The following is a 26,325-nucleotide window of genomic DNA, read 5'->3' as shown; positions in this document are numbered from 1 at the left end:
TCTCAGGCTCCCTCGGCCAGTGCCAGCGGCAGGCCGGTCAGTTCACGCAGTTGTTCGATGTCCATGCCCTCGACCATCTCCAGCACGGTCGCGCCGTCGGCGCCGAGGTCGAACACCGCCACATCGGTATACACGCGCGACACGCAGCGCAGGCCGGTCAGCGGGTAGCTGCATTCGGCCACCAGCTTGCTCTCACCCTTCTTGGTGAACAGGTCCATCATCACGAAGACCTGCTTGGCACCGATGGCCAGATCCATCGCGCCGCCCACGGCGGGAATCGCGTCGGGCGCGCCGGTGCTCCAGTTGGCCAGATCACCGTGTGCCGACACCTGGAAGGCACCGAGCACGCAGATGTCGAGGTGGCCGCCGCGCATCATCGCGAACGAATCGGCATGGTGGAAATAACAGCCACCGGTGAGCAGGGTGACCGGCTGCTTGCCGGCGTTGATCAGGTCCGGATCTTCCTGCCCGGGGGCCGGCGCCGGGCCCATGCCGAGCAGGCCGTTTTCCGACTGCAGGAAGATCTCCTTGTCGGCCGGCAGGAAGTTGGCCACCGTGGTCGGCAGGCCGATGCCCAGGTTGACGTAGGCACCTTCGGGAATATCGCGCGCCACGCGCGCAGCCATCTGTTCGCGGCTGAGCTTGTTCATGCCTGCACTCCTTCTGCGGCCACCGGCACCACGCGCTGCACGAAGATGCCCGGGGTCACCACGGCCTCCGGGTCCAGTTCGCCCAGCGCCACCACTTCACGCACCTGTACGATGGCGCAGCGTGCGGCCATCGCCATCAGCGGGCCGAAGTTGCGCGCGGTCTTGCGGTACACCAGGTTGCCCCAGCGGTCGCCACGGTCGGCCTTGATCAGCGCGAAGTCGGCATGCAGCGGGTATTCGAGCACGTAGTGGCGGCCATCGATCTCGCGCGTTTCCTTGCCCTGCGCCAGCTCGGTGCCGTAGCCGGTAGGGGTGAAGATCGCGCCCAGGCCGGAACCGGCGGCGTGGATGCGTGCGGCCAGGTTGCCCTGCGGCACCAGCTCCAGTTCGATCTCGCCAGCACGGTAAGCCGCATCGAAGTGCTGCGAATCGGCCTGGCGCGGGAAGGAGCAGACGATGCGGCGCACGCGCTTGTGCTTGATCAGCGCAGCCAGGCCGGTATCGCCGTTGCCGGCGTTGTTGTTGATGATGGTCAGTTCGCGCGCGCCCTGTGCAATGAGCGCATCGATCAGCTCATCGGGCATGCCGGCGGTACCAAAGCCGCCGATCATCACGGTGGCGCCATCATGGATATCGGCCACCGCTGCTTCCACGCTGGCCACGGTCTTGTCGATCACTGCATTGCTCCTTGCCCTGCCTTCCGGCGGTCATCGCCGCCACGCTGCAGGGCCACTGCGAAGGGAAAACACGACCCGGACATGGTCGCCACGGCGCCCCGTCCGGTCAATGCGATATTCGGACCATTGATTCGATAATCGCACATTGAGTGAACTGCGCCGCCCATCGGTTCAACGCCGGTTCTGGCCGACGCCGACGCGCAGGCCGAGGCACGCCCACGCCGCCAGCAGCAGCGGCAAGGCGCACAGCACGTACAGCGCGGACGGCTGCCAGTGGCCATCGACCAGCACGCCCACGGTCAGCGGCGAGAGGATCGCGCCGACGCGGCCGATGCCGATGGCCCAGCCCAAGCCAGTGGTGCGCACTTCGGCGGCGAACACCACCGGCGCCGCCGCGTACAGGCCGGCCATCGCCGCGAACAGCGCCGCACCGATCACGAAGGCCAGCGGGAAGGCCACGCCCAGCTGCGTGTTGAACGCCGCAAAGCCCAGCATCGACACCATCGCCAGCAGCAGCGCGCCTGCGGTCAGCTTCGACAGCGACCAGCGCGAGGCCAGCCAGCCGAACAGGCTGCCGCCGACGATGCCGCCCAGGTTCAGCAGCACGCCACCGGTGATGCCCTGCTGCGCCGACACGCCAGCCGAGACCAGCAGCTTGGGCGTCCAGCTCAGCACGAAATAGAAGGCGAACATGTGCAGGAAGAACGCCAGCGCGATCAGCAGCGCGACGCGGCGCAGGTCACCCACGAACAGCGCCGCATAGCCCTGGCGCTGGCCATTGCGCACCGGTGCCGGCGGCAGCGCCTGCAGTTCCGGCATGCGCATGCGCGACAGCAGCGCGTTCAGCCGCGGCAGCGCATTGGCCGGGCGACGCGCGACCAGGAAATCCAGCGATTCCGGCAGGCACTTCAGTACCAGCGGAATGCACAGCAGCGACGCGCCTGCGCCGATCAGGAACACGCTGTGCCAGGACCAGTGTTCCAGCATCCACGCCGCCAGCAGGCCGCCGGCGGTGGCACCGATCGGATAGCCGGTGGCCTGCAGCGCGACCGCCGTGCTGCGCCACTTGGCGTTGGCGTACTCGGCGGTGATCACGCCGACACCGGCCAGCATGCCGCCGATGCCGATGCCGGTGTAGACGCGCAGCGCGCCCAGCTGCCAGGCGTTGGCGGCCAGCGCCGACAGCGCCATGCCGCTGGTGAGGATCAGCAGGCAGCAGACGATCATCGGCCGCCGCCCCCAGCGGTCCGCCAACGGCGCCAGCAGGAACGAACCCAGCGCCATGCCGACCAGGCCGGCACTGAGCATCAGCCCCAGCACCTTGCCCGACAGTTCCCAGTCCGCCGACACGTGCGGCGCGGTGAAGGCCATGACCATCACATCGAAGCCATCGAGCATGTTCAACAGCACGCAGATGGCGATGGCGGTCCACTGGAAGGGACTCATCCGTTCAAGGACAAGCGGCGGTGCAGCGGCGGAGGCGTGGCTCATGGTGCGATTTCCTGCAACAGCGTGGTGCGGTGGAACGTCCGGCGGGGAAGGTCTCAGTGACCGGCCTGGCTGGATGCATGGATGACCTGCAGGACGTCCTGCAGGCGATCGACCTCGACCTGGCCCGGCGCCGACGGGGTGCCGATCATGCCGAAGGTCAGGGCCTGGCCGAAGGTTTCGCCGGCCAGGCGCGAAACCACGCCGGTGCCGCCCATCGACATGGTCAGCAGCGGCTTGTCGCTCTGCTGGCGCACCTGCCAGGTGGCATCGAGCAGGGCCAGCACGTCGCCGGCATCACGCGGCATCACCGCGATCTTCAGCACGTCGGCGCCCAGTGCCTGCTGCTTCAGCAGGCGCGCGACGATCTCCTCGCGCGGCGGCGTGGCATGGAAGTCATGGTTGGACATCACCACCTTGACCCCGGCCTTGTGCGCCTGTGCCACCAGCGACTGCACGACCTTCGGGTCGCGGAACATCTCCACGTCGATCAGCTGGGCGACGCCGCCGCGCAGCAGCGTGGCGTACAGCGCACCGTAGTCGGCATCGCTGATCGGCTTGGCGCCGCCTTCGGCCTTGGTGCGGAAGGTGACGATGACCGGCTTGCCGCCCAGCGTGGCCTGGATGCGCTTGCCCAGCGCGACCAGTGCCTTGCCGTCGGTGGCGATGTCCAGGTAGTCGATGCGCCACTCGGCGATGTCGGTGGACTTGCTGGCAGCAATCGCGGCGGCCTGCTGCAGCGCGACTTCAGCGGTGGCACCGGTGATCGGCACGATGGTGCGGGGGCTGCCCTCGCCGATGCGCAGCTCGCTGACCTGCAGCACCGCCGGCGGCGGTGCGGCCAGGGCCAGCAGGGGGGAGGCGCTGAGCGCACCGGCGAGGACAACGGAAGCGAACGGGAATTTCATGACAGTCACCAGAGCGTGGAAGGAGCGCGCGGCCATCAGAAGGTCACCTTGGCCTGGACACCGACGGCCCAGGCGTTGTCGGTACCGCTGTAATTGAACGTGCCCGGGTTGACGATGTACTGCACGTCCGGGCGGATCATCAGCCACGGGTTCACCTGGAAGCTGTAGGACAGTTCGAACAGCTCCTCGGCCTGGCTGAGGTTGTACAGCGGCGAATCCGTGGGCACGCCACCGCTCATCAGCGTGGCCCGGCGTGCATCGACCAGGCGGTCATTGATGTCGGCGCCGACGTAGCCCAGCGCGATGCTGTCCTGCGCGCGCGAGCCGATGCCCTGGTAGACGCCACCCAGCGCGTACCAGCGCTTGATCTGCGCGGTATCGGTGTCGGACACCATGTACTGCGCGAAGGCGGTGAGGCCGCGGCTCGGGTCGGCTGATTCCTGGGTCAGGCGCTGCTCGGCCAGCACGTAGGCGCCGTGGCGGCCGGTGGTCGGCGAGGTGTCCAGGCCGCGCTTGTCCACGCGCGAGGTGTCGTAGTAACCACCGAACTTATACACGCCGGCGTAGCGACTGCCCTTGGCTGGAGTCCAGGTCACTTCCACCGGGAACAGCGAACCGGTGGTGCCCGAGACGAACGGACGGAACGCATTGCGCTCGATGTTGCCACCCAGGTTCGGATTGACCTGGAACCAACCGGTGCGCACGTTCACCGCCGGGCTGATCTGCTGCGCGAACTCACCGCCCCAGCGCGCCATCGGGTAGTTGTACCAGCCGCTGTTGCCGGACATCGCCAGCGGGTGCGCGCAGAAGGCGGCGTTGACGAAGTGGGTCAGCAGGCTGTGCAGGCCGAACTGGTTGCCCATCGCGTAGTAGCCCAGCTTGTAGTACGACTGGCCTGCGTTGAAGGTCTGGTCGTAGCTCAGTTCGGTCAGGCGCGTGTACTGGCCGCCGTACGCTTCCTGGATCGGGAAGCGGTTGCCGACGAAGTCCACCGAGGTGCTGCGGCCGCGACGGTCGTTGAGGGTGAAGTGGAACGCACCGCCGTCCCAGCCGGCCAGCTTGCCCATGTCCAGGTCCATGCCCACGCGCACCTGCTGTGCATAGCGCGCGCCGGTCTCGCCGTAGCCGCCATCGACCACGCCCATGGCCTCGCCCACGTAATCGCCGCGGAAGGCGATGCCACGCTCGAACAGGTCGGTGCGGGTGCCGCCCCAATCGCCGGTGAGCGTCTTGCCTTCATAGCGGTTGCTGGACTGCGCGCAGGCCAGGGCCGGCAGCAGCGCGGTGGCCAGGATGCCCAGGGACAGGCCCAGTGACAGGCCCAGTGACGGGGATTTCGCAGGATTCATGATCGCGGTCTCGTGGAGGTGATCAGCGCAGCGACAGCGGCGCGCTCAGGGGGGAGGTGGCGCCCTGCGCCGAGGTAACGGTGGCGGTCAGGCTGCCGGCAGCGGCAGCATCTGCCCCGGCGCCAAGCGGGAAGGTGAAGCTGCCCTGCCCCTGCGCATCGGTGCGAGCTTCGACGCTGCCCAGCACCAGCTCGGCTTCGCTGCCGTTGGCGGCGCGGTTGCCGAACACTTCCACCTGGTAGCGGGAATCCGGCACCCCCTGGAAGCGGCCGTTGAGCTGGCGCTGCGTGCCCTTGGCCTGCACGGCGGTCAGCTGCGGCGCGGCCTGGCCCAGGTTGGGCAGCGGCTGGCAGTCGGCCTGGCCGGTGGCGGTGCAGATGCGCGCACGCTTGGACGGATCGTTGTCGACGCCACGGCCGCGCGAGCCGACGAAGCTGGCGTGCTCCAGGCCCGGCACACCGAACACGATGGCACCGCGCGGCTGGCCCTTCACGCAGGCGCCGCCGGCTTCGCAGCGCTCGATCGGCAGGCCGTTGCCGTAGATGCGGTTGGCGGTGAAGCGGTTCGGCGCACTGACCGGCTGCGGGCGCACGCCGATGCCGATGCCATTGCCGGTGATGGTGTTGCCATCGACCACGTTGCCGCTGCCGGTGATGCTCAGGCCCAGCGAGTTGCCGGTGAAGGTGTTGGCGGCGATGTAGTTGCGGTTGCCCCAGTTGATCTGCAGGCCATCTGAGTAATCGACGAAGCGGTTGTGGACCACGCTGTTGTCATTGCCCCACAGGATCTCGATGCCCTGCGAGGGCTCCGGGTTGGCGCGGGTGGACTGGAACAGGTTGTCGGCCACCAGGTTCCAGGCCGCGCCACGGGTCAGCTCCAGGCCGTCGCCGTTGTCGAGGAACTCATTGCGCACGATGCGGTTGTGCACGGTGGTGGTGGCGGTGGACTGGCCCTTGCCGTCGTCGCCGGTGAGCATGATGCCGGCGCCTCCCTTGTTGGCGACGATGCGGTTGTCATGGATCTCGTTGTGGCTGGAACGGTTGACCAGCACGCCGATGCAGAAGTTGCGGATCTCCAGGCCGGCCAGCTCCACGCCCTGGGTATCGCGCAGGACCAGGCCCGGCAGCGTGGTGGTGCGCACGTTGGTACCGGACTGGCCGGGTTCGGCGCCCGGGCAGGCATCGGTGCCGGTGCCGGTGACGTAGGCCGAGCCGTCGATGGCGACGTACTGGCCATCGCGCGCCCACGACGTGCCGATGATCTGCACCGGGCCCTTGATCTCCGGCAGCGGCGCGGCCGGCTTGATGACGTAGGGCGCGGCGCCGACGGCGTCGATCTCGATGCGGTAGCGGCCCGGTGCGGCGTTGGCGGTGGTGATGGCCCAGCGCAGCGAGCCGGCGTTGGCATCGTCGGCATAGCGGTCCACGCGCAGGACCTGCAGGGCTTCGCGCGGCGGTTCGGCCTGGTAGGCCAGCGCCAGCGACGGCAGCACGGCAAGCAGGGACAGGGAAACAACGGACAGACGACGGCGCATGCGAGCACTCCGCACAGGTGAAGGGAAATCCGGCGGTCTTCCCCTGCACCTGGCTTCAGCACCGGACAGGCTGCTGCCCTCGCCCCGCCAGGGGTGGATCGCTTGGACTGCTATGAAACTGTGGGAGTGAAATTAGGTTTATCGCACTGCACCATTCAAGTGCGGTAATCGACTACGTGTGCGAATACCGCACTGAATGGGTAATACCATCGTTGTAGGGGGTGTTGTCGGCAGGGCTGCCGCCCTGCACCTGCTCAATGCAACGGCAACAGCAACGGCAACGGCAACGGCAACGGCAACGGCCAAGGCAAGAGCGGCATTCCGTGGGATGGCGGGGCACTGTGGGTTCGCGGGGACGCCGTGAACCCATCCATGGGGGCTTGGTCGCCGCATCCATGCGGCTCACACCCCGCGAACCCACAGTGCCCCACCTCTGACAGGTTCACGCGGCTGTTGGAACCTGCTGTTGGTGGATGCCGACCGTTGGTCGGCACATCTGTCAGATATCGAATGAATTCATCCACGCATGGCGTGGATCTACTGGGGCGCGCGGCTGTTGGTAGGTGTCGACCTTGGTCGACACGATTTTTCGACAAGACATCGATATCCAACCCCGTGCCGACCAACGGTCGGCACCCACCAACAGCAGCAACCAACAGCCGCGGGAAACTGTCGAAGGCGGGGTGGGTCCGGTTGAGGGGGTGTGAGCGGCATGGATGCCGCGAACAAGCCCCCATGGACGGGTTTACGGCGTCCCCCTCATCCGGACCCACCCCGCCATCCCACGGATAGCACGCTGTTGCTGTTGCCTTTGCCTGTAGCGGGTGCAGGGCTGCAAGCCCTGCAGAGAAACCCCTACGAACTGCAGGAAAGCATCGAGCACCCGGCACGGTGATCCGCCCACGCCGGCCGCTTGCCGACATAGTGCTCCAGCCCCGGCCGCTCCGTGTACGGATCACGCAGCACCTCCTGCAGCGCATGCACGCCGCCCAGATCGCCCTGCTCCGCCCGGTCGATCGCTTCCTGCGCCAGCCAGTTGCGCAGCACGTACAGCGGATTGGCCGCCGCCATCTTCGCCAGCCGTGCCTCCGCCGTCAGCGGATCGGCACGTAACCGCGCCGCGTACTCCTGCAGCCACTGCTGCAGCGGCGCCTGCACCGCCTGCCGGCGCGCGTCGTCGTAGTACACCGCGTCCAGCACCCCGACATCCGGCACCGCCGGGTCCACGCGCATCAGTGCGCGCCACGCCAGGGTCATGTCCATGCCGCCTTCCTGCAGCAGCTGCTGCCAACGCAGGTACAGCTGCAGGTCTTCGTCATCGGCGGCAGCCAGGCCCAGCTTGGCGGCGGCATCGCGGCGCGTGCAGGCGACGAAAGTGGACTGGAACGCGGCCAGCCCCGCCTGCAGCGGCTGCACGTCGGCGAACAGCGGCGACAGCGCCTGCGCCAGCCGGTTGAGGTTCCAGTATGCGACCTGCGGCTGGGTGCCGAAACGGTAGCGGCGGCCCTGGGCGTCGGTGGTGTTGGGCGTCCAGTCCGGGTCGTAATCCTCCACCCATCCATACGGGCCGTAGTCGATGGTCAGGCCCAGCACGGACAGGTTGTCGGTGTTCATCACCCCGTGCACGAAACCGACGCGCATCCAGTGCGCCATCAGCTCGGCGGTGCGCGCCGCGATCTGCGCGAACCAGTCGCCGTACAGCGCCTCGCCCTCGCCCTGCAGTTTGGGGAAATCGCGCGCGATGCAGGCATCGGCCAGCTGCTTCAGCAGCGCGGTCTCGCCACGCGAGGCCGGCAGTTCGAACGTGCCGAAACGGATGAATGACGGCGCCACGCGGCAGACGATGGCGCCCGGTTCGGCGCGCGGGTGGCCGTCGTAGAACATGTCGCGCACCACGTCTTCGCCGGTACCGACCAGGGACAGGGCGCGCGTGGTCGGCACGCCCAGGTGATGCATCGCTTCGCTGCACAGGAACTCACGGATGGACGAGCGCAGTACAGCGCGACCATCCGCGCCGCGCGAATACGGGGTCGGCCCGGCGCCCTTCAGCTGCAGCTCCCAGTGCCGGCCATCAGCCGCCACCAGCTCACCCAGCGAAATCGCGCGGCCATCGCCCAGCTGGCCCGCCCAGTGGCCGAACTGATGGCCGCCGTAGTTGGCCGCCCACGGCTGCATGCCGGCGTACAACGCGTTGCCGCCAAACACCTGGGCGAAGTCATCGTCCTGCACGTCGGCCGCCTCGAAGCCGAGCAGCGCGGCAACCTCCGGCGACCAGGCCAGCAGGGTCGGCGCGGCGACCGGCGTCGGCATCACCGATGACCATGCGGCACCGCGCACTTCGCGGCGGCGCGGGCCGCTCTCGGGGTCGCCCGGGAGGGCGGTCAGCAGGCGGTTGTCGAAACGGGGGGCGTTGGTATCCATCCCCACAGAATGGGGGCGGCAGAGCCGCGCCTCAATCGCCGCGCAGGGCCTGCAGGGCGCCGCCCTTGGCCTCGGCGCGCTGGTAGGCCGGACGCTCGCCGATGCGCGCGAGGAAACCACGTAGCGCCGGCTTGTCGTCCAGTCCGCCACCACGGGCTGCGGCGGCCTGGATCGGGAAGCTCATCTGGATGTCAGCCGCGGTGAAACGGTCGCCCGCGAACCACGGGCTTTCAGCCAGGCGCCGCTCCATCCACTCCAGGTGCAGGCGCCGCTGCGGGCCGATGAAACTGCGCTCGGCCTTGTCGGCGATGCTGCGGGCGATCGGGCGGGCAAAGAACGGCATCGGCGCAGTGCGGATGCGACCGATGACCAGGGTCAGCAGCAACGGCGGCATCGCCGAGCCTTCGGCGTAATGCAGCCAGTAGCGGTAGTCGATGCGCTCGGCAGCCTCGGCCGGCATCGGCGCGGGCGAAAGCTGGCGCCCGGTGTCGTAGCGGTCGGCCAGGTAATCGAGGATGGCCCCGGACTCGGCCAGCACCAGATCGCCCTCCTGCAGCACCGGCGATTTGCCCAGCGGATGCACCTGGCGCAGCGCGGGAGGTGCCAGCAGCGTCTTCGGGTCACGCGGGTAGCGGCGCAGTTCGTAGTCCAGTCCCAGCTCTTCCAGCATCCACAGCACGCGCAGCGAACGGGAATTTTCCAGGTGGTGGACGATGCGCATGGGTGGGCTCCAATGGGAAGCGCGCATCGTACCGTGCGGGGGTGCATGCATCGCGCGCACAAAAAAACGCCGGAAGCTTTCGCTTCCGGCGTTTCTGGCTACCAAACGGTAGCAGACGGATTAGACCGCCTGCACCTGGTCAGCCTGCATACCCTTCTGGCCCTGGACGGCGATGAAGGTAACCTTCTGGCCTTCCTGCAGGGTCTTGAAGCCGGTGCCCTGGATGGCACGGAAGTGCACGAACAGGTCCGGGCCGCTTTCCGGGGTGATGAAGCCGAAGCCCTTGGCGTCGTTGAACCACTTGACGGTGCCGGTCTGACGATCAGACATTTGACTAACTCCTGAAACACATGTTGAAAAAATCGCAGCCACCGGGAATCGGGGCCGAGACTGAGTTGCAGGCGTTGGTAAAGCGGATCGATGAGCGGATCGTGAGATCAACTGCACCAGGCCACGATTCACGGTGACCCTAGCAAACACAGTGGGTCGAACGATACGCGTGTTTTGGGGAAAAAGCGATAGCCCTGATATTCATTCGCTCCGCCTGCCCCGCCAGGCGTGGCAAGGCTTGGCGCCGGATCGAGCCTAAACCCGAGTCCCCATTCAGGATTTTCCTACCCTACACTGGGTAGATGACTGAAGCTGAAACCCAAGCTGAACAGGGCCAACCAAGGATCTGGGTCGACGCAGACGCCTGCCCCGGTGTCATCCGCGACATCCTGTTCCGCGCCGCCGAGCGGGTCGGCCTGGAACTGACCATGGTCGCCAACCAGTGGATCCGCACGCCACCCTCGCGCTGGCTGCGCTCCATCCAGGTGCCGCAGGGCCTGGACGTGGCCGACAGTGCCATCGTCGAACGGGTGGCCGCCGGCGACCTGGTGGTCACCCAGGACATACCGCTGGCCGCGCTGGTGCTGGAAAAGAAGGCCGTCGCCCTGAACCCGCGCGGGCAGCTGTACACCGCCAACAACATGGCCGAGCGGCTGTCGATGCGCAATTTCATGGAAGAACTGCGCGGCGCAGGCATCCAGACCGGCGGCCCGCCGCCGTTGGGCCAGCGCGACCGCCAGCTGTTCGCCGCCGAGCTGGACCGCTGGCTGGCCCGTGTGAAGCCGTGAGGCTGCAACCGCGCTGATCAGCGCCTTTCCGGCAGCTGCAACGCGCGCTCGCTGCTGAACGCCCGCCGCTCCCCGCTCAGCGGGTCCTGGAACGCCAGGGCCCGCGCCAGCAGCTGCAACGGCGGCGCCTGCAGCCCGTCCACGGCCGGAACCAGCTTCGGATAGAGATCGTCCCCGAGGATCGGCGCGCCCAGCGCCGCCATGTGCACGCGCAGCTGGTGCTTCCTCCCGGTTTCCGGCCGCAGCCGGTAATGCCAGATCGCCCCGTCGGCAGCCATCACCTCCACCTCGGTGCGCGCGTTCGCCTCGCCCGGCACTTCGGTCATGCGGAAGAACGGTTCGCCGGCCACGATCCGGCTCCGTCGCTGCAACGGGAACTGCAGGTCCGGCAAGGCCAGCGCCAGCGCCTCGTAGGTTTTGTCGATGCGCCGCTCGCGGAACAGGCGCTGGTAGGCGTCACGCGAATCCGGCCGCTGCGAGAACAGCACCAGCCCGGCGGTGAGCCGGTCCAGCCGGTGCAGCGGCACCAGTTCGGCGTTGCCGGTCTGCGCCACCAGGCGCGCCAACAGCGTCTCGCGCACGTAGCCGCCCGCAGGGGTCACCGGCAGGTAATGCGGTTTGTCGGCCACCAGCAGGTGCTCATCCTGATAGAGGATGCGCTCGCTGAATGGAATGGACGGCTCGTCACTGACCTCACGGAAGTAGAGGATCTCCAGCCCGACCTGCCAGGGCTGGTCCGCCGCGAGCGCCCTGCCCTGCGCGTCCTGCACTCGGCCGCGGGCGAAACGGTCCTGCCACTGCGCGCGGTCGATGCGCGGGAAACGCGCGCACAGCCCGTCGAGCAGGTTCGGCCAGTCCCCTGGCGGCAGCTGCAGGCGGCTGGGCAGCGTCGTCATGTCCAATCCATAAACGAGCAATCCATCAACGAGTAATCCATCAGCGGGAAGACAGCAAGCGTGCCACCGTTGACGCCCGGCAGACACCCCGACCACGGACACCCCTCGGACAAACCTCTATCATGGTCGTCTTTAGTGCACGGATTTCCCATGGCCCTCACCGCCACCATCCGCAAGGCCGAGCTGCAGATCAGCGACATGGATCGCGGCTACTACGCGACCCACAACCTGACCCTGGCCCAGCACCCGTCGGAAACCGACGAGCGCCTGATGGTGCGTCTGCTCGCCTTCGCCCTCAACGCCGATGATCGCCTGGAGTTCGGCCGTGGCCTGAGCACCGACGACGAGCCGGACCTGTGGAACCACGATTACACCGGCGACATCCTGCAGTGGATCGACCTCGGCCATCCCGATGAGTCGCGCATCCGCAAGGCCTGCAACCGCAGCCGGCAGGTGCAGGTGGTGAACTACGGCGGCAATGCCTCCGATATCTGGTGGAACAAGCAGGGCAAGGCCCTGGCCCGCTTCGACAACCTGTCGGTGGTCGACCTCGACGGCGCCTTCGTCGAACAGTGGGGCCAGCAGATCCAGCGCGCCATGCGGTTCAGCGTGCTGATCCAGGATGGCGAAGTGCAGATCATCAACGACCAGATGCAGCTCGACATCATTCCGAACTGGCGCAAGCGCGCCAAGGCATGAACACGATCCGCTGCGACGTGCTGGTCATCGGCGCCGGCGCGGCTGGCCTGATGACCGCGATCACCGCCGGCCAGCGCGGCCGCCACGTGCAGGTGATCGACCATGCCAACAAGGTCGGCAAGAAGATCCTGATGTCCGGTGGTGGCCGCTGCAACTTCACCAACACCGGCACCACCCCGGCCAACTTCGTCTCCGCCAACCCGCATTTCTGCAAGTCGGCCCTGGCGCGCTACACGCCGTGGCACTTCATCGAGATGGTGGACAAGCACGGCATCGCCCATCACGAGAAGGAGCTGGGGCAGCTGTTCTGCGACATCTCGTCCAAGCAGATCGTGAAGATGCTGGTGGACGAGTGCCAGGCTGCGGGCGTGCAGATCCGTACCGACTGCGGCGTGCAGCGAATCGAGCACGGCAGCGATGGCTTCCGCGTGCACACCAGCCAGGGCCTGTTCCACTGCGCGTCGCTGGTGGTGGCCACCGGCGGCCTGTCCATCCCGAGCATGGGTGCCACCGGCTTCGGTTATGAGCTGGCCCGCCAGTTCGGCCACCAGGTGCTGCCCACCCGCGCCGGCCTGGTGCCGCTGACCCTCAGTGGCACCCACCAGGAGCGGCTGGCCGACCTCAGCGGCGTCGCCCTGCCGGTCGAGGCGCGCTGCAACGGCAAAAGCTTCCAGAATTTCATGCTGCTGACCCATCGCGGCGTCAGCGGGCCGGCCATCCTGCAGATCTCCTCGTTCTGGCAACCCGGCGATGCACTGGAGCTGGACCTGCTGCCGGGCCAGGACGCGACCGAGTGGCTGCGGCAGATGAAGCGCGACCGCCCAGCGGCCGAACTGCGCACGGTGCTGGCCGAGGTGCTGCCCAAGCGCTTGGCCCAGCGCCTGTGCGAACACTGGCTGCCGGACCGCCCGGTGCGGCAGCTGGACGAGCCGGTGCTGCGCCAGGCCGGGCAGCTGCTGGGCGCCTTCCCGCTGGTGGCCAGCGGCACCGAGGGCTACCGCACCGCCGAGGTCACCCTGGGCGGCGTGGATACCGCCGAGGTGTCGTCGGCCACGATGGAATCCAAGCGCGTGCCCGGCCTGCATTTCGTCGGCGAAGTGCTCGACGTGACCGGTTGGCTGGGCGGCTACAACTTCCAGTGGGCCTGGGCCAGCGGCCATGCCGCGGGCAGCGTGGTGTGAACCGCATCGCCGTTCCAACGCTGCAAGGGGCGCGCGCATGGACGGACTGGCGCGCATCGTGTATCTAGATTTGCAGATTGGGGAGCAGTGCATGCAGAACGCGAACGACATCACCATCCGGCTGCTGATCGTCGATGACAGCGGCGAGAACGCCGAAGCCATCGTCAGCACCCTGCGCAACAGCGGCATCGCCGTGCGCCCGTGGCGGCCGCAGGATGCGGCCGAGCTGTCGCAGGTGCTGGCCAGCCAGGCCATCGACCTGGTGCTGGCCTCGCCGTCGCAGGGCATCCCGCTGCCACTGGTGGCCCAGCACATCGCCGCCAGCGGCAAGGACATCCCGCTGGTCCTGCTGGCCGATCGCATCGACGAGGACGAACTGGTCCAGGCCAGCAGCAACGGTGTCCGTGCCCTCGCCCTGCGCCAGCGCAACGACCACCTGCTGGCGGTGGTGCGCGACCAGTGGGTCGACCTGCAGGCGCGCCGTGGCCTGCGCCGCATCGAGGCGCAGATGCGCGAGACCGAGCGCCGCTGCGATGCCCTGATCGCTTCTTCGCGCGACCCCATCGCCTATGTCCACGAAGGCATGCACATCCGTGCCAACGATGCCTATCTGGACATGTTCGGCTATGAGGACTTCGACGATATCGAAGGCATCTCGCTGCTGGACATGGTCGCCGCCCAGCACGTGGACAGCTTCAAGCAGCTGCTGAAGTCGCTCAGCCGTGGCGAGGCGCCGCCGCCGCAGTACCAGCTGGACGCGCGCCACCAGGATGGCAGCGCGTTCCCGGCCACCATGGAATTCACCGCCGCCACCTACGAAGGCGAATCCTGCCTGCAGGTGGTGTTCCGCCGCCGCCTGGAACTGGACACCGAACTGGCCCGCGAGGTCGAAGACCTGCGCCAGCGCGACCAGGTCACCGGCCTGCTCAACCGCCCCACCTTCATGCTGCAGGTGGAAGATGCGGTGGCCCAGGCCGGCCGCAGCGAGGGCCAGTTCGGCCTGCTGCTGGTCGAACCGGACCACTACGCGCGCCTGATCCCCGATATCGGCCTGGACTCGGCCGACACCCTGATCGGCGCGATGGCCGCGCTGCTGGCTGAAGTGGTGGGCGAAGACGCGCAGATGGCGCGCTTCGGCGAACACAGCTTCGCGGTGCTGCAGTCCGGCCCCTACGCACAGACGCTGGCCATGGCCGAGCGCATCCGCGAAGCCTTTTCCGCACACGTGTTCACCATCGGCGCGCGATCGGCCACGGTCACCGTCAGCCTTGGCGGCGTGCAGGTGGGCGAGAAGATCGCCAGCATCGGCCAGGTGCTGGCGCGTGCCAGCGAATGTGCGCAGGCTGCTGCCGCCCTCGGCAATACCACGCGTATCTTCGACCCGGCCGCGGTCGACCGCATCGAGGAAGAGCGCGTGCAGCGCTGGGTCGCGCGTATCCGCGAGGCGCTGGCCGGCGACGGCTTCCAGCTGCACTACCAGCCGGTGCTGAACCTGCAGGGCGAGCCGCTGGAACTGTACGAGGCCTACCTGCGGCTGGAGCACAACGGCGAGCTGCTCAGCCCGACCGCCTTCCTCGGCATCGCCGAGGAGCACGGCCTGCTGGGCGACATCAACCGCTGGGTCGTCTCGCAGGCGATCAGCGTGCTGGGCGCGCGTGCGCGCGTCGGCCATGACACCCAGATCCTGGTCAAGGTCACCCCTGAGTCGTTCGACGACCCGAAGATGATCGCCACGCTGCGCCAGCAGCTGCAGGCACAGGGCGTGCCGGGCGAGCGGCTGTGGCTGCATGCGCCGGAGGTGAAGGTGTTCACCCACCTGCGTGCCGCGCAGCAGTTCCTCGCCGACGTCGCCCCGCTGGGTTGCCGGATCGGCCTGGAGCAGTTTGGTTCGGGGCTGGATTCGTTCCAGCTGCTGGCCCACTTCGAGCCGCAGTTCCTCAAGCTGGATCGCGGCTTCACCAGTGACCTGGCGGCGACCCGCGAGAACATCGACCGCATCAGCCAGATCACCGCGCGTGCGCAGGAAGCCGGCATCCGCACCATTGCCGAGTTCGTCAGCGATGCCAACTCGATGACCCTGCTGTTCAGCGCGGGCGTCGACTACGTGCAGGGCGATTTCGTCGGCCCGGCACTGCCGTCGATGAACTTCGATTTCGGCTGAATCCGCTGATGCCGGCCAGCGGCTGGCACTACCACCGACCGCGGAGGTAGCGCCGGGTCATACCCGGCGAGCGCAGCGGCATCCACGGCATCCGCCGGGCATGGCCCGGCGCTACCGCCTATCGCGTCAGGTCAGATCGACCAGGTTGGCGATCTTCACGTCCGGGTTGACGTCGGCTTCGTAATCGACGCCTTCCACGCCGAACCCGAACAGGCGCAGGAAATCGGCCTTGTAGCCGGCCAGGTCGCTGATCTCGTACAGGTTCTCGTTGGTCACCTGCGGCCACAGCTCCAGCACCTTGCCCTGCACTTCCGGGGCCATTTCCTTGTAGTCGGCGCGCAGGCGGCCTTCCTCGTCCACCAGGGCGACGGTACGGCCCTGGCCATCGACCAGGTCGTGGCGCAGGCGGTCGACGGCCACGCCGTCAGCCTTGCCGCCGTAGAGGATGTCGTACAGCACGTCGAGCTGCTCGATGCAGCCTTCGTGGGTGCCCTGCGCCTTCATCACCTTGAACAGCAGCGACAGGTACAGCGGCATGGTCGGGATGGCCGAGCTGGCCTGGGTGACCACCGCCTTCAGCACCGACACGCGGGCGTCGCCGCCGATCTTCGCCAGCGATGCGCGCAGGCCCAGCACCTTGTCGTCGAGGTCCTTCTTGGCTGCGCCGATCGAACCGTTCCAGTAGATCGCCTGGGTGATTTCTTCGCCCACGTAGGTGAAGGCGGTGGTGGTGCAGCCGTTGGCCAGCACGCCGGCCTCGGACAGCGCATCGATCCACATCTGCCAGTCTTCGCCGCCCATCACCGCGACGGTGCCGGCGATCTCCTCGGCCGTGGCCGGCTGCAGATGGGTCTCGGTCAGCACTTCCTTGTCGGTATCCAGGCCGCGCAGGACGATCGGCTCGCCGATCGGCTTCAGCGTCGAGCTGATGATCTCGCCGGTCTTCGGGTGCTTGCGGCGCGGCGCGGCCAGGCTGTAGACCACCTGGTCGACCTGGCCGAGGTCGGCCTTGATCATCTCGATGGTCTTGGCCTTCACTTCATCGGAGAAGGCATCGCCGTTGATGCTCTTGGCGTACAGGCCGGCTTCGTCGGCGTACTTGTGGAACGCGGCGGAGTTGTACCAGCCCGCGGTGCCCGGCTTGGTTTCGCTGCCCGGGCGCTCGAAGAAGATGCCCAGGGTCGCGGCGCCGCTGCCGAAGGCGGCAGTGATGCGCGCGGCCAGGCCGTAGCCGGTCGAGGCACCGATGACCAGCACGCGCTTGGGTCCGTTCTGGATCGGCGGGCGGGCGCGGATGTAGTCGATCTGCTGCTTGACCGCGGCCTCGCAGCCGGTCGGGTGGGTGGTGACGCAGATGAAGCCGCGGACGCGCGGTTTGATGACCATGGATACCTCGGGTTGGCAGATGCGGCGCACGGGGCGCTCAGCAGGAATACGGGCGCGCGCAGGCGCGCGCGAACCGCAGGATCGTAGTGCGCGGGGGAAGATTGCACAACCGACGCTGGCGTAGGGTGGGGTTTTCTTTTTGCAGGGCTTGCAGCCCTGCACCTGCTTCAAGCCACAGCAACGTCAACGTCAACGTCAAAAGCTGGGGTCCTGAGAGTTGGCGGGGTGGGTCCGGTTGAGGGGGACGCCGTGAACCCATCCATGGGGGCTTGGTCGCGGCATCCATGCCGCTCACCCCCCCTCAACCGGCCCCACCCCGCCTTCGACAGTTCTCCGCGATCTGCCGGAACAGCTTTCTGCTCTGGTGGGTGCCGACCGTTGGTCGGCACGGGGTCGGATATCGATGTCTGACAGAAAAATCGTGTCGACCAAGGTCGACACAGTAGAGCCACGCCATGCGTGGATGACTCATTCGATAGCTGACAGATGTGCCGACCAACGGTCGGCACCCACCACCAGCCGCGCGCCCCAGTAGATCCACGCCATGCGTGGATGAATTCAATCGATAACTGACAGATGTGCCGACCAACGGTCGGCACCCACCAACAGCCGCGCGCCCAGTAGAGCCACGCCATGCGTGGATGACTCATTCGATAGCTGACAGATGTGCCGACCAACGGTCGGCACCCACTACCAGCAGTTCCCAACAGCCGCGGGGAACCGGTCTGGGGCAAAGCCCCCTGAGTCAGGGGGCGGCCGCGAAGCGGCGGGGGTCTGGGAGCTGGTAAGTGGGGCCCACGGTTCGCACAGCGAAGCGTGGGAGCGACAGCGCGCATGCGATGACGCGTACCAGGGCTGCAAGCCCTGCAACACAAAAAACCCCGCTTGCGCGGGGTTCTCTGTGTACTGCGTGCAGCGGGGGCTTACGGGCGACGGGCCAGGGCCTCGACGTCCTTCGCCTTCGGCAGCAGATCCTGCTTGGTCACGCGCAGCGCACCAATGGTCAGCATCGGCACCGCCACCAGGATCGAGGACAGCACCACGATCACCGCACCAATCATGTGCGTCTCGGCCAGGCCTTCCATCGAGCTGCCGCCGTACAGGTACAGAGCCAGCGCCGACAGGAAGAACATCACCGCGGTGATCACCGTACGCGACAGCGTCTGGTTGATCGAACGGTTCAGCACCTCCATCGGCTCGGCACGCAGGCTGCGGAAGTTCTCTCGCACGCGATCGAACACCACGATGATGTCGTTGATCGCAAAGCCCATCACCGACAGCAGGCCGGCCAGCACGGTCAGGTCGAACTCACGGCCCAGCAGGGACACGTACGCCACCGTCACGATCAGGTCGAACATCGCCACGATGCTGGCGGTAACCGCGAACTTCCATTCGAAGCGCACTGCAATGTAGATCAGGAAGCCAGCCAGCATGAAGATGGTGGCGTACAGACCGTTCATCGCCAGGTCCTTGCCGATCTGCGGACCGACGAAGGCGGTACTCAGCACGGTGGCCTGGTTGTCAGCGGTGGACAGCGCCTTGACCACTGCCGCAGCGGTGGCCTTGTCCTCGTCGGCGGCCGCACCGGTACCCGGTGCATGTTCGCCGTGCGGGGCCAGGCGGATCAGCAGGTCGGTGTTGCCACCGACGCTTTGGACCTGGGCGCCGTCAAAGCCACCCTCCTCGAGCTTGTCGCGTACCTGCTCGACGTCCACGGCCTTTTCAAAACGGGTTTCGATCAGGGTGCCGCCGGTAAAGTCCAGGGCGTAGTTGAAGCCCTTGAAACCGATGATGCCGATCGATGCCAGGAACACGATGATCGTGACGACCATCGCGACATGGCGCCAGCGCATGAAGTCGATCTGGGTGTCGTTCGGGAGGATGTGCAGCGGAAAAATTTTCATGTGCGAGTCGTCCCGTCAGATGGCCACGTTCTGGAGCTTCTTGCGACGGCCATAGATCAGCGTCGCCAGGGCGCGCGACACGGTGATCGCAGTGAACATCGAGGCGAAAATACCGATGATCATGGTCAGGGCGAAGCCCTTCAGCGGACCCGTGCCGAAGGCGAACAGGGCCACACCGACGATCAGGCCGGTCAGGTTGGCGTCAAGAATGGTGCCCGAAGCACGTTCGTAACCGGTCACGATCGCGGTCTTGCCCGGCACGCCGGCACGCAGCTCTTCACGGATACGCTCGTTGATCAGCACGTTGGCGTCCACTGACAGACCGACCGACAATGCCAGGCCGGCGAAGCCAGGCAGGGTCATCGTCGCGCCGAACAGTGACATCACCGCCACCACGATCAGCAGGTTGAACAGCATCGCCAGCGAGGTGATCAGGCCGAACATACGGTAGTAGACGGTGAAGAACACCAGGGTGAACAGGAATGCGTAGACCACCGCAGTAATACCGTTCTTGACGTTCTCCGCACCCAGGCTCGGGCCGACCACGCGCTCTTCGACGAAGTCCATCGGCGCGGCCAGCGAGCCGGACTTCAGCAGCTTGGCCAGGTCCTCGGCTTCCTTCTTCTGCAGACCGGTGGTCTGGAAGTTCTTGCCGAACACGCCGTTGATGTTGGCCACCGAGATCACTTCCTCGTTGACCTTGAAACCACGCACTTCCTGGCCGTCAACGACGGTCACGGTCGGCACGCGCTCGGTGTACACCACGGCCATCGGCTTGTTCACGTTGGCGCTGGTGAAGTCGAACATGCGCTGGCCGCCGACGTTGTTCAGCGTCACGCTGACCGCCGGGGCACCGCTGTTGGTGTCGGTCACCGCCTGTGCGCCGACCATCTGGTCGCCGGTGACGATCACGCGCTTGTTCAGCAGGATCGGGCCGCGGCCATCACGCTGCTGGTAGACCTTGGCTTCCGGCGGGATGCGACCGGAGGCGATCGCGTCCTGCGCATTGCCCTCGACCACCGCACGGTATTCCAGGGTGGCGGTGGCACCGATCATGCGCTTGGCTTCTGCGGTGTCCTGCACGCCCGGCAGCTGCACGACCACGCGGTCGGCACCCTGGCGCTGGATGATCGGCTCGGCCACGCCCAGCTGGTTCACGCGGTTGCGAAGGGTGTTGATGTTCTGCTCGATGGCGCCGTTGGCGATCTGGGTGATTTCCGCTTCCGGGATGGTCACCGTGATGCGGCTGCCGCTGACGTCGTAACCCAGAGTGGGCTGCGACTTGACCAGCGCCGTGCGGGCGTTGGCAGCAGCATCGTCACCGGCCGACGGGCTCAGGTTGGCCACGATGGTGTTGTCAGCGCGGCGTTCGACCGACTGGTACGGAATGCGCGCGTCACGCAGGGTGCTGCGCACGTCTTCGGTGTAGGCGTCCAGGCGCTTGTCCAGCGCGGCCTTCTGGTCGACCTGCAGCACGAAGTGCACGCCGCCCTGCAGGTCCAGGCCCAGCACCATCGGGCGGCCGCCCAGCTTGGCCAGCCAGTCCGGCACGGTCGAGGCCAGGTTCAGGGCCACCGTGTAGTTCTCGCCAACGGTGTCACGCAGCGCATCGCTGGCCGCGGACTGGGACTTCAGGTCCGCCAGGCGGACGATCAGGCTTTCCCCTTCCTTCTCGGCGCCGATCGTGGTGACACCGGCCTTCTTCAGGTCGGCCAGCACACGGTCGCGCAGCGCGTCGTCGACCGTGCCGCCACGGTTGGCGGTGATCTGGACGGCGGGGTCCTTCTGGTAGATGTTGGGCAGCGCGTACAGGGCACTGAGCGCCAGTACGATCAGGATGACGACGTACTTCCAGCGTGGAAATTCGAGCATTGCTTGGGTCCCGCGCGGCGCCATCCCCGGCGCCGCGGTTGTGCATCAGAAAGGGAGTGGCTTACTGGGCCGACTTCAGGGTACCGGCCGGCAGCACGTTGCCGACAGCGCCCTTCTGCACGCGGATGCGCACGTTGTCAGCCACTTCGATGGTGATGAAGTTGTCGCCGATGTCGGTGACCACGCCGGCGATGCCGCCGTTGGTCAGCACTTCGTCACCGCGCTTGATCTTCTCCAGCATGGCCTTGTGCTCCTTCTGCCGCTTCATCTGCGGGCGGATCATCAGGAAGTACATGATGGCGATCAGGATGATCGGGAACAGCAGCGTGGTCAGGCCCATGCCCTGCGGTTGGCCGCCGGCGGCCTGGGCGTGGGCGGCGGGAATCAGGAAAGCAAGCAGGTTCATCGTTGGTCCTTTGGTTGGGCGGCGCTCAGGCCCGTTTGACGGGCACAGGGTGTCGACCGCGGATCTGGGTCAGCCTTGAAGTATGCCACGGCCCCGGACGTTCGTCCTTGGGCCGTTCGGCAGGGGTGCTGCGGGCGTTACAGGGGCGGCGCGACCGCCCCGCGTGCTGCGTAGAAGGACTCGCGGAAGGCCTGGAAGGTTCCCGCCTCGATGGCCGCACGGATGTCGGCCATCAGCTTCTCGTAGTAGAACAGGTTGTGCAGGGTGCCCAGCATCGGCGCCAGCATCTCGTTGCAGCGGTCCAGGTGGCGCAGGTACGAGCGGGTGTAGCCGCCGCTGCAGGCCACGCAGCCGCAGCCCGGCTCGATCGGGTCCATGTCGCGCGCATACTGCGAGTTGCGGATGCGTACGGTGCCGAACGAGGTGAAATAGTGACCGTTGCGGGCATTGCGGGTCGGCATCACGCAATCGAACATGTCCACGCCGCGGGCCACGCCCTCGACGAGGTCCTCCGGCCGGCCCACGCCCATCAGGTAGCGTGGGCGGTCGCCCGGCAGCTCCGGGTCCAGGTGGTCGAGCATGGCGTTGCGCTCGTGCTCCGGCTCGCCCACGGCCAGGCCGCCGATGGCGTAGCCGTCGAAGCCGATGGCCTGCAGGGCCTCGGCCGAGCGGCTGCGCAGGTCGGTATGCACGCCACCCTGGACGATGCCGAACAGCGCCGCGTCATTGCCCAGCTCGTCATGCGCGTTGCGGCTGCGCTGCGCCCAGCGCAGGCTCAGCTCCATCGAACGGCGGGCGACGTCCTCGGTGGCCGGGTACGGGGTGCACTCGTCAAAGATCATCACCACGTCCGAATCGAGCACCTTCTGGATCTTCATGCTCTCTTCCGGGCCCAGGAACACGCGGGCACCGTCGGTGGGCGAGGCGAAGGTCACGCCCTGCTCGGTGATCTTGCGGCGATGGGCCAGCGAGAACACCTGGAAGCCGCCGGAGTCGGTCAGGATCGGGCCATCCCACTGGCAGAAGCCATGCAGGCCGCCGTGGTCGGCGATGATGTCCAGGCCCGGCCGCAGGTACAGGTGGAAGGTGTTGCCGAGGATGATCTCGGCGCCCAGCGCGCGCACCTGGTCCGGCAGGATGCCCTTGACCGAGCCATAGGTTCCCACCGGCATGAAGGCCGGCGTTTCCACCGTGCCACGCGGGAAGGTCAGGCGGCCACGGCGGGCACGGCCGTCGCGGGTCTGGAGCTGGAACTGCAATCGGGACATGGAGCGGTCGTTCAGGCAAATAGTCGCCTATTGTCTCCCAAAACCGCCTTCCCTGCTCCGGTAGCGCCGGGCCATGCCCGGCGGCGAGGTCCGCCGGGCATGGCCGGGGATACCGGATTCATCCACGCATGGCGTGGATCTACTGGACGGTAGTAGATCCACGCCATGCGTGGATGTCACTCCCGCCGGCAGGCAGAGGTCAACCCGCCTGCGGGAACAACAGCATCGCGTCGCCGTAGCTGAAGAAGCGGTAGCGCTGCTCGATCGCGTGCTGGTAGGCCTCGAACACGCGGTCCTTGCCGGCGAACGCGGAGATCATCATCAGCAGCGTGCTTTCCGGCAGGTGGAAGTTGGTCACCATCGCGTCGACGCTGCGGATGCGGTAGCCCGGGGTGATGAAGATCTGGGTCTCGCCGGCAAACGGCAGCAGTTCACCGTCGCGCATGGCGCTTTCCAGCGCGCGCACCACGGTGGTGCCCACGCCGATCACCCGGCCGCCCGCTTCACGGGTACGGCGCACCTGCTGGACCAGCTCGGCACCCACGTTCAGCCACTCGCGGTGCATCACGTGGTCCTTCAGGTCATCGGCGCGTACCGGCTGGAAGGTGCCAGCACCGACGTGCAGGGTGACGTGGCCGAACTCCACGCCCTTCGCCTTCAGCGCCGCCAGCAGCGGCTCGTCGAAATGCAGGCCGGCCGTCGGTGCGGCCACCGCGCCCACTTCACGGGCGAACACGGTCTGGTAGCGCTCGCGGTCGTCCAGGCCCGGCTCGCGCTGGATGTACGGCGGCAGCGGCAGGCGGCCGGCATGCAGCAGCCACTGCTCCAGCGACTCGGGCACGTGGAACTGCAGCACGTAGAACTCGCCGTCGCGGCCCAGCACCTCGGCCTCGCCACCGGCATCCAGGGCGATGCGGCTGCCGGCCTTGGGCGACTTGCTGGCGCCGACCTGGGCACGGGCCTGCTGGGCGCCGAGCAGCCGCTCGATCAGGATCTCCACGCGGCCACCGCTGGCCTTCTGCCCGAACAGGCGCGCCGGGATAACCCGGGTGTCGTTGAACACCATCAGGTCGCCCGGCTGCAGCAGCGACGGCAGGTCGCGCACCTGCACATCGGTGAAGGCGGCCGGTGCCGGCGGTACCAGCATCAGACGGCTGGCCGAGCGTTCGGCCAGGGGCGCCTGGGCAATCAGTTCGGCCGGCAGGTCGTAGTGGAAATCGGACTTCTTCAAGGCAGTGATCGGCAACAGGTCGACAATGGCGCGCATTGTACGTCCAGCGCCTGCGAGCCGGCGTGCTTCGTGCCGAACGTCGGGCAATATGCTGCTATGCAGCAGGTTTCTGCGGGGTTATCGCGCAAAAAAACAAGTGCTAGCATCGGGAAGGAAGTCCGCAGCACGAGCCCGCCCCAAGCGCGCGTGATGACGCGCGTTTTGCTTTTGAAGGCCCGTGCGACCCAACGTTTCAGGAGATCTGCAATGAGCTTCATCGAACGCCTCGCCCCCCTCCGCGCCCAGCCCGGCACCCGCCTCACGACCGGCCTGGACGACGCCACCCTGACCGCACTGTCCGCCCGCCACCCGCAGCTGGTTGCCGCCGTGGACGCCGCCGCCGCCGAGTTCGCGCGCGTGCAGCAGGAACTGGGGCCGCTGCTGGCGCAGGACGAGCAGGCGCAGATCGATGCGATGCAGGACGGCTTCGTCAATTTCTATGCCGATGACGCGGTGACCCCGTACGTGGCGCTGGCCGCACGCGGCCCGTGGGTGGTCACCCTGAAGGGCGCGGTGCTGTACGACGCGGGCGGCTACGGCATGCTCGGCTTCGGCCACACCCCTGATGCGGTGCTCGAAGCGATGTCTCGCCCGCAGGTGATGGCCAACATCATGACCCCGAGCCTGTCGCAGCAGCGCTTCATCACCGCCCTGCGCGCCGAGATCGGCCACCGTCGTGGCGGCTGCCCGTTCGCCCGTTTCATGTGCCTGAATTCCGGTTCGGAAGCGGTCGGCCTGGCCGCGCGCATCGCCGACGTCAACGCCAAGCTGCAGACCGACCCGGGCGCGCGCCATGCCGGCGCCGCCATCAAGCGCGTGGTCATCAAGGGCAGCTTCCACGGCCGCACCGATCGTCCGGCGCTGTATTCCGATTCCAGCCGCAAGAGCTACCAGCAGCACCTGGCCAGCTACCGTGGCGAGGATTCGGTGATTACCGTCGCGCCGTACGACGAGGCCGGCCTGCGCAAGGTGTTCGAGGATGCCGAGCGCAACCAGTGGTTCATCGAAGCGGTGTTCCTGGAGCCGGTGATGGGCGAAGGTGACCCGGGCCGTTCGGTGCCGCCGGCGTTCTATGCGGTGGCCCGCGAGCTGACCCGCGCCCACGGCAGCCTGCTGCTGCTCGATTCGATCCAGGCCGGCCTGCGTGCCCACGGCGTGCTGTCGGTGGTGGACTACCCGGGCTTCGAAGGCCTGGATCCGCCGGACATGGAAACCTATTCCAAGGCGCTCAATGCCGCGCAGTACCCGCTGTCGGTGCTGGCGGTGACCGAGCATGCCGCGCAGCTGTACCGCAAGGGCATCTACGGCAACACCATGACCAGCAACCCGCGTGCGCTGGACGTGGCCTGCGCCACCCTGGCCCAGCTGACCCCGCAGGTGCGCGCCAACATCGCCGAACGCGGCGCCGAGGCCGTGCGCAAGCTGGAACAGCTGAAAAGCGAGCTGGGCGGGCTGATCACCAAGGTGCAGGGCACCGGCCTGCTGTTCTCCTGCGAGCTGGCCCCGCAGTTCAAGTGCTATGGCGCCGGCTCCACCGAGGAATGGCTGCGCCAGCACGGCATCAACGTGATCCACGGTGGCGAGAACTCGCTGCGCTTCACCCCGCACTTCGGCATGGACAGCGACGAGCTGGACCTGCTGGTGGGCCTGGTCGGTCGCGCCCTGCGTGAAGGCCCGCGCCGTGAGCAGGCCGCCGCCGCGTAACCCGCGCCAACGCGTCATAATCGACCAACACCCCGCCCGCGACCGCTGACCCGGTTGCCGGCGGGGCGTTTTCGTTTCCGCACCAAGAGACAGGAATCCCCCATGAAGTCCCTCTGCGTCTACTGTGGCTCCAACGCTGGCAGCAAGCCGGTCTACACCGAACGCGCCATGGCGCTGGGCGACCGCATCGCCCGCGATGGCATGCGCCTGGTCTACGGCGGCGGCAACGTCGGCCTGATGGGCACCGTTGCCAATGCCGTGCTGGCCGCCGGTGGTGAAGTGACCGGCGTCATCCCGCGCCAGCTGGCCGACTGGGAAGTGGCCCACCGCGGCCTGACCGAACTGGAGATCGTCGGTTCGATGCATGAGCGCAAGTCGCGCATGTTCGATCTGTCCGACGGCTTCGTCGCCCTGCCCGGCGGCTTCGGCACCATGGAAGAGATCTTCGAGATGCTCACCTGGCGCCAGCTCGGCATCGGCAACAAGCCCTGCGCCTTCCTCGACGTGGACGGCTTCTACGCCCCGCTGATCGGCATGATCGACCGCATGGTGGAAGAGCGGTTCCTGCACCCGGAACAGCGCCAGGACCTGTGGTACGGCTCGGACATCGACGAGATGCTGGCCTGGATGCAGGCGTACGAGCCGGCCCAGGCCTCGAAGTGGATCGACGAGAAGCGCCGCGCCGCGCTGCGCTGAGTCGCCGGACCTGCGC

22 protein-coding genes are annotated in these 26,325 nt (G+C 67.3%); 6 read left to right on the top strand and 16 right to left on the bottom strand.

Features of this window, described 5'->3' with window-relative positions; genetic code table 11:
* Positions 1 to 2 precede the first annotated feature (2 nt).
* The 9 genes from C1925_RS09110 to C1925_RS09070 all read right to left on the bottom strand — a co-directional run bounded on the left by C1925_RS09110 (position 3) and on the right by C1925_RS09070 (position 10,078).
* The gene (locus C1925_RS09110; RefSeq protein WP_108768596.1) at positions 3 to 650 is read right to left on the bottom strand and encodes a 3-oxoacid CoA-transferase subunit B; all 648 of its coding nucleotides are present in this window, start codon (positions 648 to 650) and stop codon (positions 3 to 5) included.
* Positions 647 to 1,327, bottom strand: a complete 681-nt coding sequence (locus C1925_RS09105) for a 3-oxoacid CoA-transferase subunit A (RefSeq protein ID WP_079221588.1) — start codon at positions 1,325 to 1,327, stop codon at positions 647 to 649. Before C1925_RS09105 ends, C1925_RS09110 begins: the two co-directional genes overlap by 4 nt.
* Positions 1,328 to 1,498: 171 nt before the next feature.
* The gene (locus tag C1925_RS09100) at positions 1,499 to 2,818 is read right to left on the bottom strand and encodes an MFS transporter (RefSeq protein WP_164073143.1); all 1,320 of its coding nucleotides are present in this window, start codon (positions 2,816 to 2,818) and stop codon (positions 1,499 to 1,501) included.
* Positions 2,819 to 2,871: 53 nt separating this feature from the next.
* Positions 2,872 to 3,723, bottom strand: coding sequence for a type I 3-dehydroquinate dehydratase (aroD, locus tag C1925_RS09095; protein WP_254051413.1), 852 nt, complete (start codon positions 3,721 to 3,723; stop codon positions 2,872 to 2,874).
* A gap of 35 nt (positions 3,724 to 3,758) precedes the next feature.
* Complete coding sequence (locus C1925_RS09090; RefSeq protein WP_108768593.1) at positions 3,759 to 5,072, bottom strand: carbohydrate porin; 1,314 nt, start codon at positions 5,070 to 5,072, stop codon at positions 3,759 to 3,761.
* A 22-nt stretch (positions 5,073 to 5,094) separates the two neighbouring features.
* A complete protein-coding gene (locus C1925_RS09085; RefSeq protein WP_108768592.1) occupies positions 5,095 to 6,606 on the bottom strand; it encodes a NosD domain-containing protein in 1,512 nt (503 codons plus the stop codon).
* 855 nt (positions 6,607 to 7,461) lie between these two features.
* On the bottom strand, positions 7,462 to 9,027 hold the full coding sequence (locus C1925_RS09080; protein ID WP_108768591.1) for a YdiU family protein: 1,566 nt from the start codon (positions 9,025 to 9,027) through the stop codon (positions 7,462 to 7,464).
* Between the two features lie 31 nt (positions 9,028 to 9,058).
* Positions 9,059 to 9,748 (bottom strand): glutathione S-transferase, encoded by a 690-nt coding sequence (locus C1925_RS09075; RefSeq protein WP_108768590.1) that lies wholly within the window; start codon positions 9,746 to 9,748, stop codon positions 9,059 to 9,061.
* A 120-nt stretch (positions 9,749 to 9,868) separates the two neighbouring features.
* Complete coding sequence (locus C1925_RS09070) at positions 9,869 to 10,078, bottom strand: cold-shock protein (protein ID WP_004153307.1); 210 nt, start codon at positions 10,076 to 10,078, stop codon at positions 9,869 to 9,871.
* A gap of 302 nt (positions 10,079 to 10,380) precedes the next feature.
* On the opposite strand from C1925_RS09070, the gene C1925_RS09065 reads away from it, so the two are divergent.
* Entirely contained in the window at positions 10,381 to 10,866 is a 486-nt protein-coding gene (locus tag C1925_RS09065; RefSeq protein WP_108768589.1) for a YaiI/YqxD family protein, read from the top strand.
* A gap of 17 nt (positions 10,867 to 10,883) precedes the next feature.
* Here C1925_RS09065 and C1925_RS09060 read toward each other — a convergent pair whose 3' ends face one another.
* Complete coding sequence (locus C1925_RS09060; RefSeq protein ID WP_108768588.1) at positions 10,884 to 11,762, bottom strand: pseudouridine synthase; 879 nt, start codon at positions 11,760 to 11,762, stop codon at positions 10,884 to 10,886.
* A 150-nt stretch (positions 11,763 to 11,912) separates the two neighbouring features.
* Between C1925_RS09060 and C1925_RS09055 the strand changes: the two genes are divergently transcribed.
* The 3 genes from C1925_RS09055 to C1925_RS09045 all read left to right on the top strand — a co-directional run bounded on the left by C1925_RS09055 (position 11,913) and on the right by C1925_RS09045 (position 15,803).
* Positions 11,913 to 12,461 carry a YaeQ family protein gene (locus tag C1925_RS09055; protein ID WP_108768587.1) on the top strand — a complete coding sequence of 183 codons (549 nt, stop codon included), beginning with the start codon at positions 11,913 to 11,915 and terminating at the stop codon, positions 12,459 to 12,461.
* Positions 12,458 to 13,642, top strand: a complete 1,185-nt coding sequence (locus tag C1925_RS09050; protein ID WP_108768586.1) for an NAD(P)/FAD-dependent oxidoreductase — start codon at positions 12,458 to 12,460, stop codon at positions 13,640 to 13,642. The genes C1925_RS09055 and C1925_RS09050 overlap by 4 nt, the downstream gene beginning before the upstream one ends.
* Before the next feature lie 91 nt (positions 13,643 to 13,733).
* Positions 13,734 to 15,803, top strand: coding sequence for an EAL domain-containing protein (locus tag C1925_RS09045; RefSeq protein ID WP_108768585.1), 2,070 nt, complete (start codon positions 13,734 to 13,736; stop codon positions 15,801 to 15,803).
* 126 nt (positions 15,804 to 15,929) lie between these two features.
* Here the strand turns inward: C1925_RS09045 and fabV are convergent, their stop codons facing one another.
* The 6 genes from fabV to queA form a co-directional block, all read right to left on the bottom strand.
* Positions 15,930 to 17,189 carry an enoyl-ACP reductase FabV gene (fabV, locus tag C1925_RS09040; protein ID WP_108768584.1) on the bottom strand — a complete coding sequence of 420 codons (1,260 nt, stop codon included), beginning with the start codon at positions 17,187 to 17,189 and terminating at the stop codon, positions 15,930 to 15,932.
* 923 nt (positions 17,190 to 18,112) lie between these two features.
* Positions 18,113 to 19,093, bottom strand: a complete 981-nt coding sequence (gene secF, locus C1925_RS09035; protein ID WP_108768583.1) for a protein translocase subunit SecF — start codon at positions 19,091 to 19,093, stop codon at positions 18,113 to 18,115.
* A 15-nt stretch (positions 19,094 to 19,108) separates the two neighbouring features.
* A complete protein-coding gene (gene secD, locus C1925_RS09030) occupies positions 19,109 to 20,965 on the bottom strand; it encodes a protein translocase subunit SecD (RefSeq protein ID WP_174213500.1) in 1,857 nt (618 codons plus the stop codon).
* A 61-nt stretch (positions 20,966 to 21,026) separates the two neighbouring features.
* Positions 21,027 to 21,371, bottom strand: coding sequence for a preprotein translocase subunit YajC (gene yajC, locus C1925_RS09025; protein ID WP_057498089.1), 345 nt, complete (start codon positions 21,369 to 21,371; stop codon positions 21,027 to 21,029).
* A gap of 137 nt (positions 21,372 to 21,508) precedes the next feature.
* Entirely contained in the window at positions 21,509 to 22,639 is a 1,131-nt protein-coding gene (gene tgt / locus C1925_RS09020; RefSeq protein ID WP_079221572.1) for a tRNA guanosine(34) transglycosylase Tgt, read from the bottom strand.
* A 199-nt stretch (positions 22,640 to 22,838) separates the two neighbouring features.
* Complete coding sequence (gene queA, locus C1925_RS09015) at positions 22,839 to 23,906, bottom strand: tRNA preQ1(34) S-adenosylmethionine ribosyltransferase-isomerase QueA (RefSeq protein WP_108768581.1); 1,068 nt, start codon at positions 23,904 to 23,906, stop codon at positions 22,839 to 22,841.
* 210 nt (positions 23,907 to 24,116) lie between these two features.
* Here queA and C1925_RS09010 point away from each other — a divergent pair, with 210 nt between their 5' ends.
* On the top strand, positions 24,117 to 25,613 hold the full coding sequence (locus tag C1925_RS09010; protein ID WP_108768580.1) for an aminotransferase class III-fold pyridoxal phosphate-dependent enzyme: 1,497 nt from the start codon (positions 24,117 to 24,119) through the stop codon (positions 25,611 to 25,613).
* 102 nt (positions 25,614 to 25,715) lie between these two features.
* Complete coding sequence (locus tag C1925_RS09005; RefSeq protein WP_079221569.1) at positions 25,716 to 26,309, top strand: TIGR00730 family Rossman fold protein; 594 nt, start codon at positions 25,716 to 25,718, stop codon at positions 26,307 to 26,309.
* The last annotated feature ends 16 nt before the right edge of the window (positions 26,310 to 26,325 follow it).

This window comes from Stenotrophomonas sp. SAU14A_NAIMI4_5, from assembly GCF_003086795.1.
Taxonomy (GTDB): Bacteria; Pseudomonadota; Gammaproteobacteria; order Xanthomonadales; family Xanthomonadaceae; genus Stenotrophomonas.
Note: the sequence above shows the minus strand (reverse complement) of the source record. Positions and strands in the feature narration are given on the sequence as shown.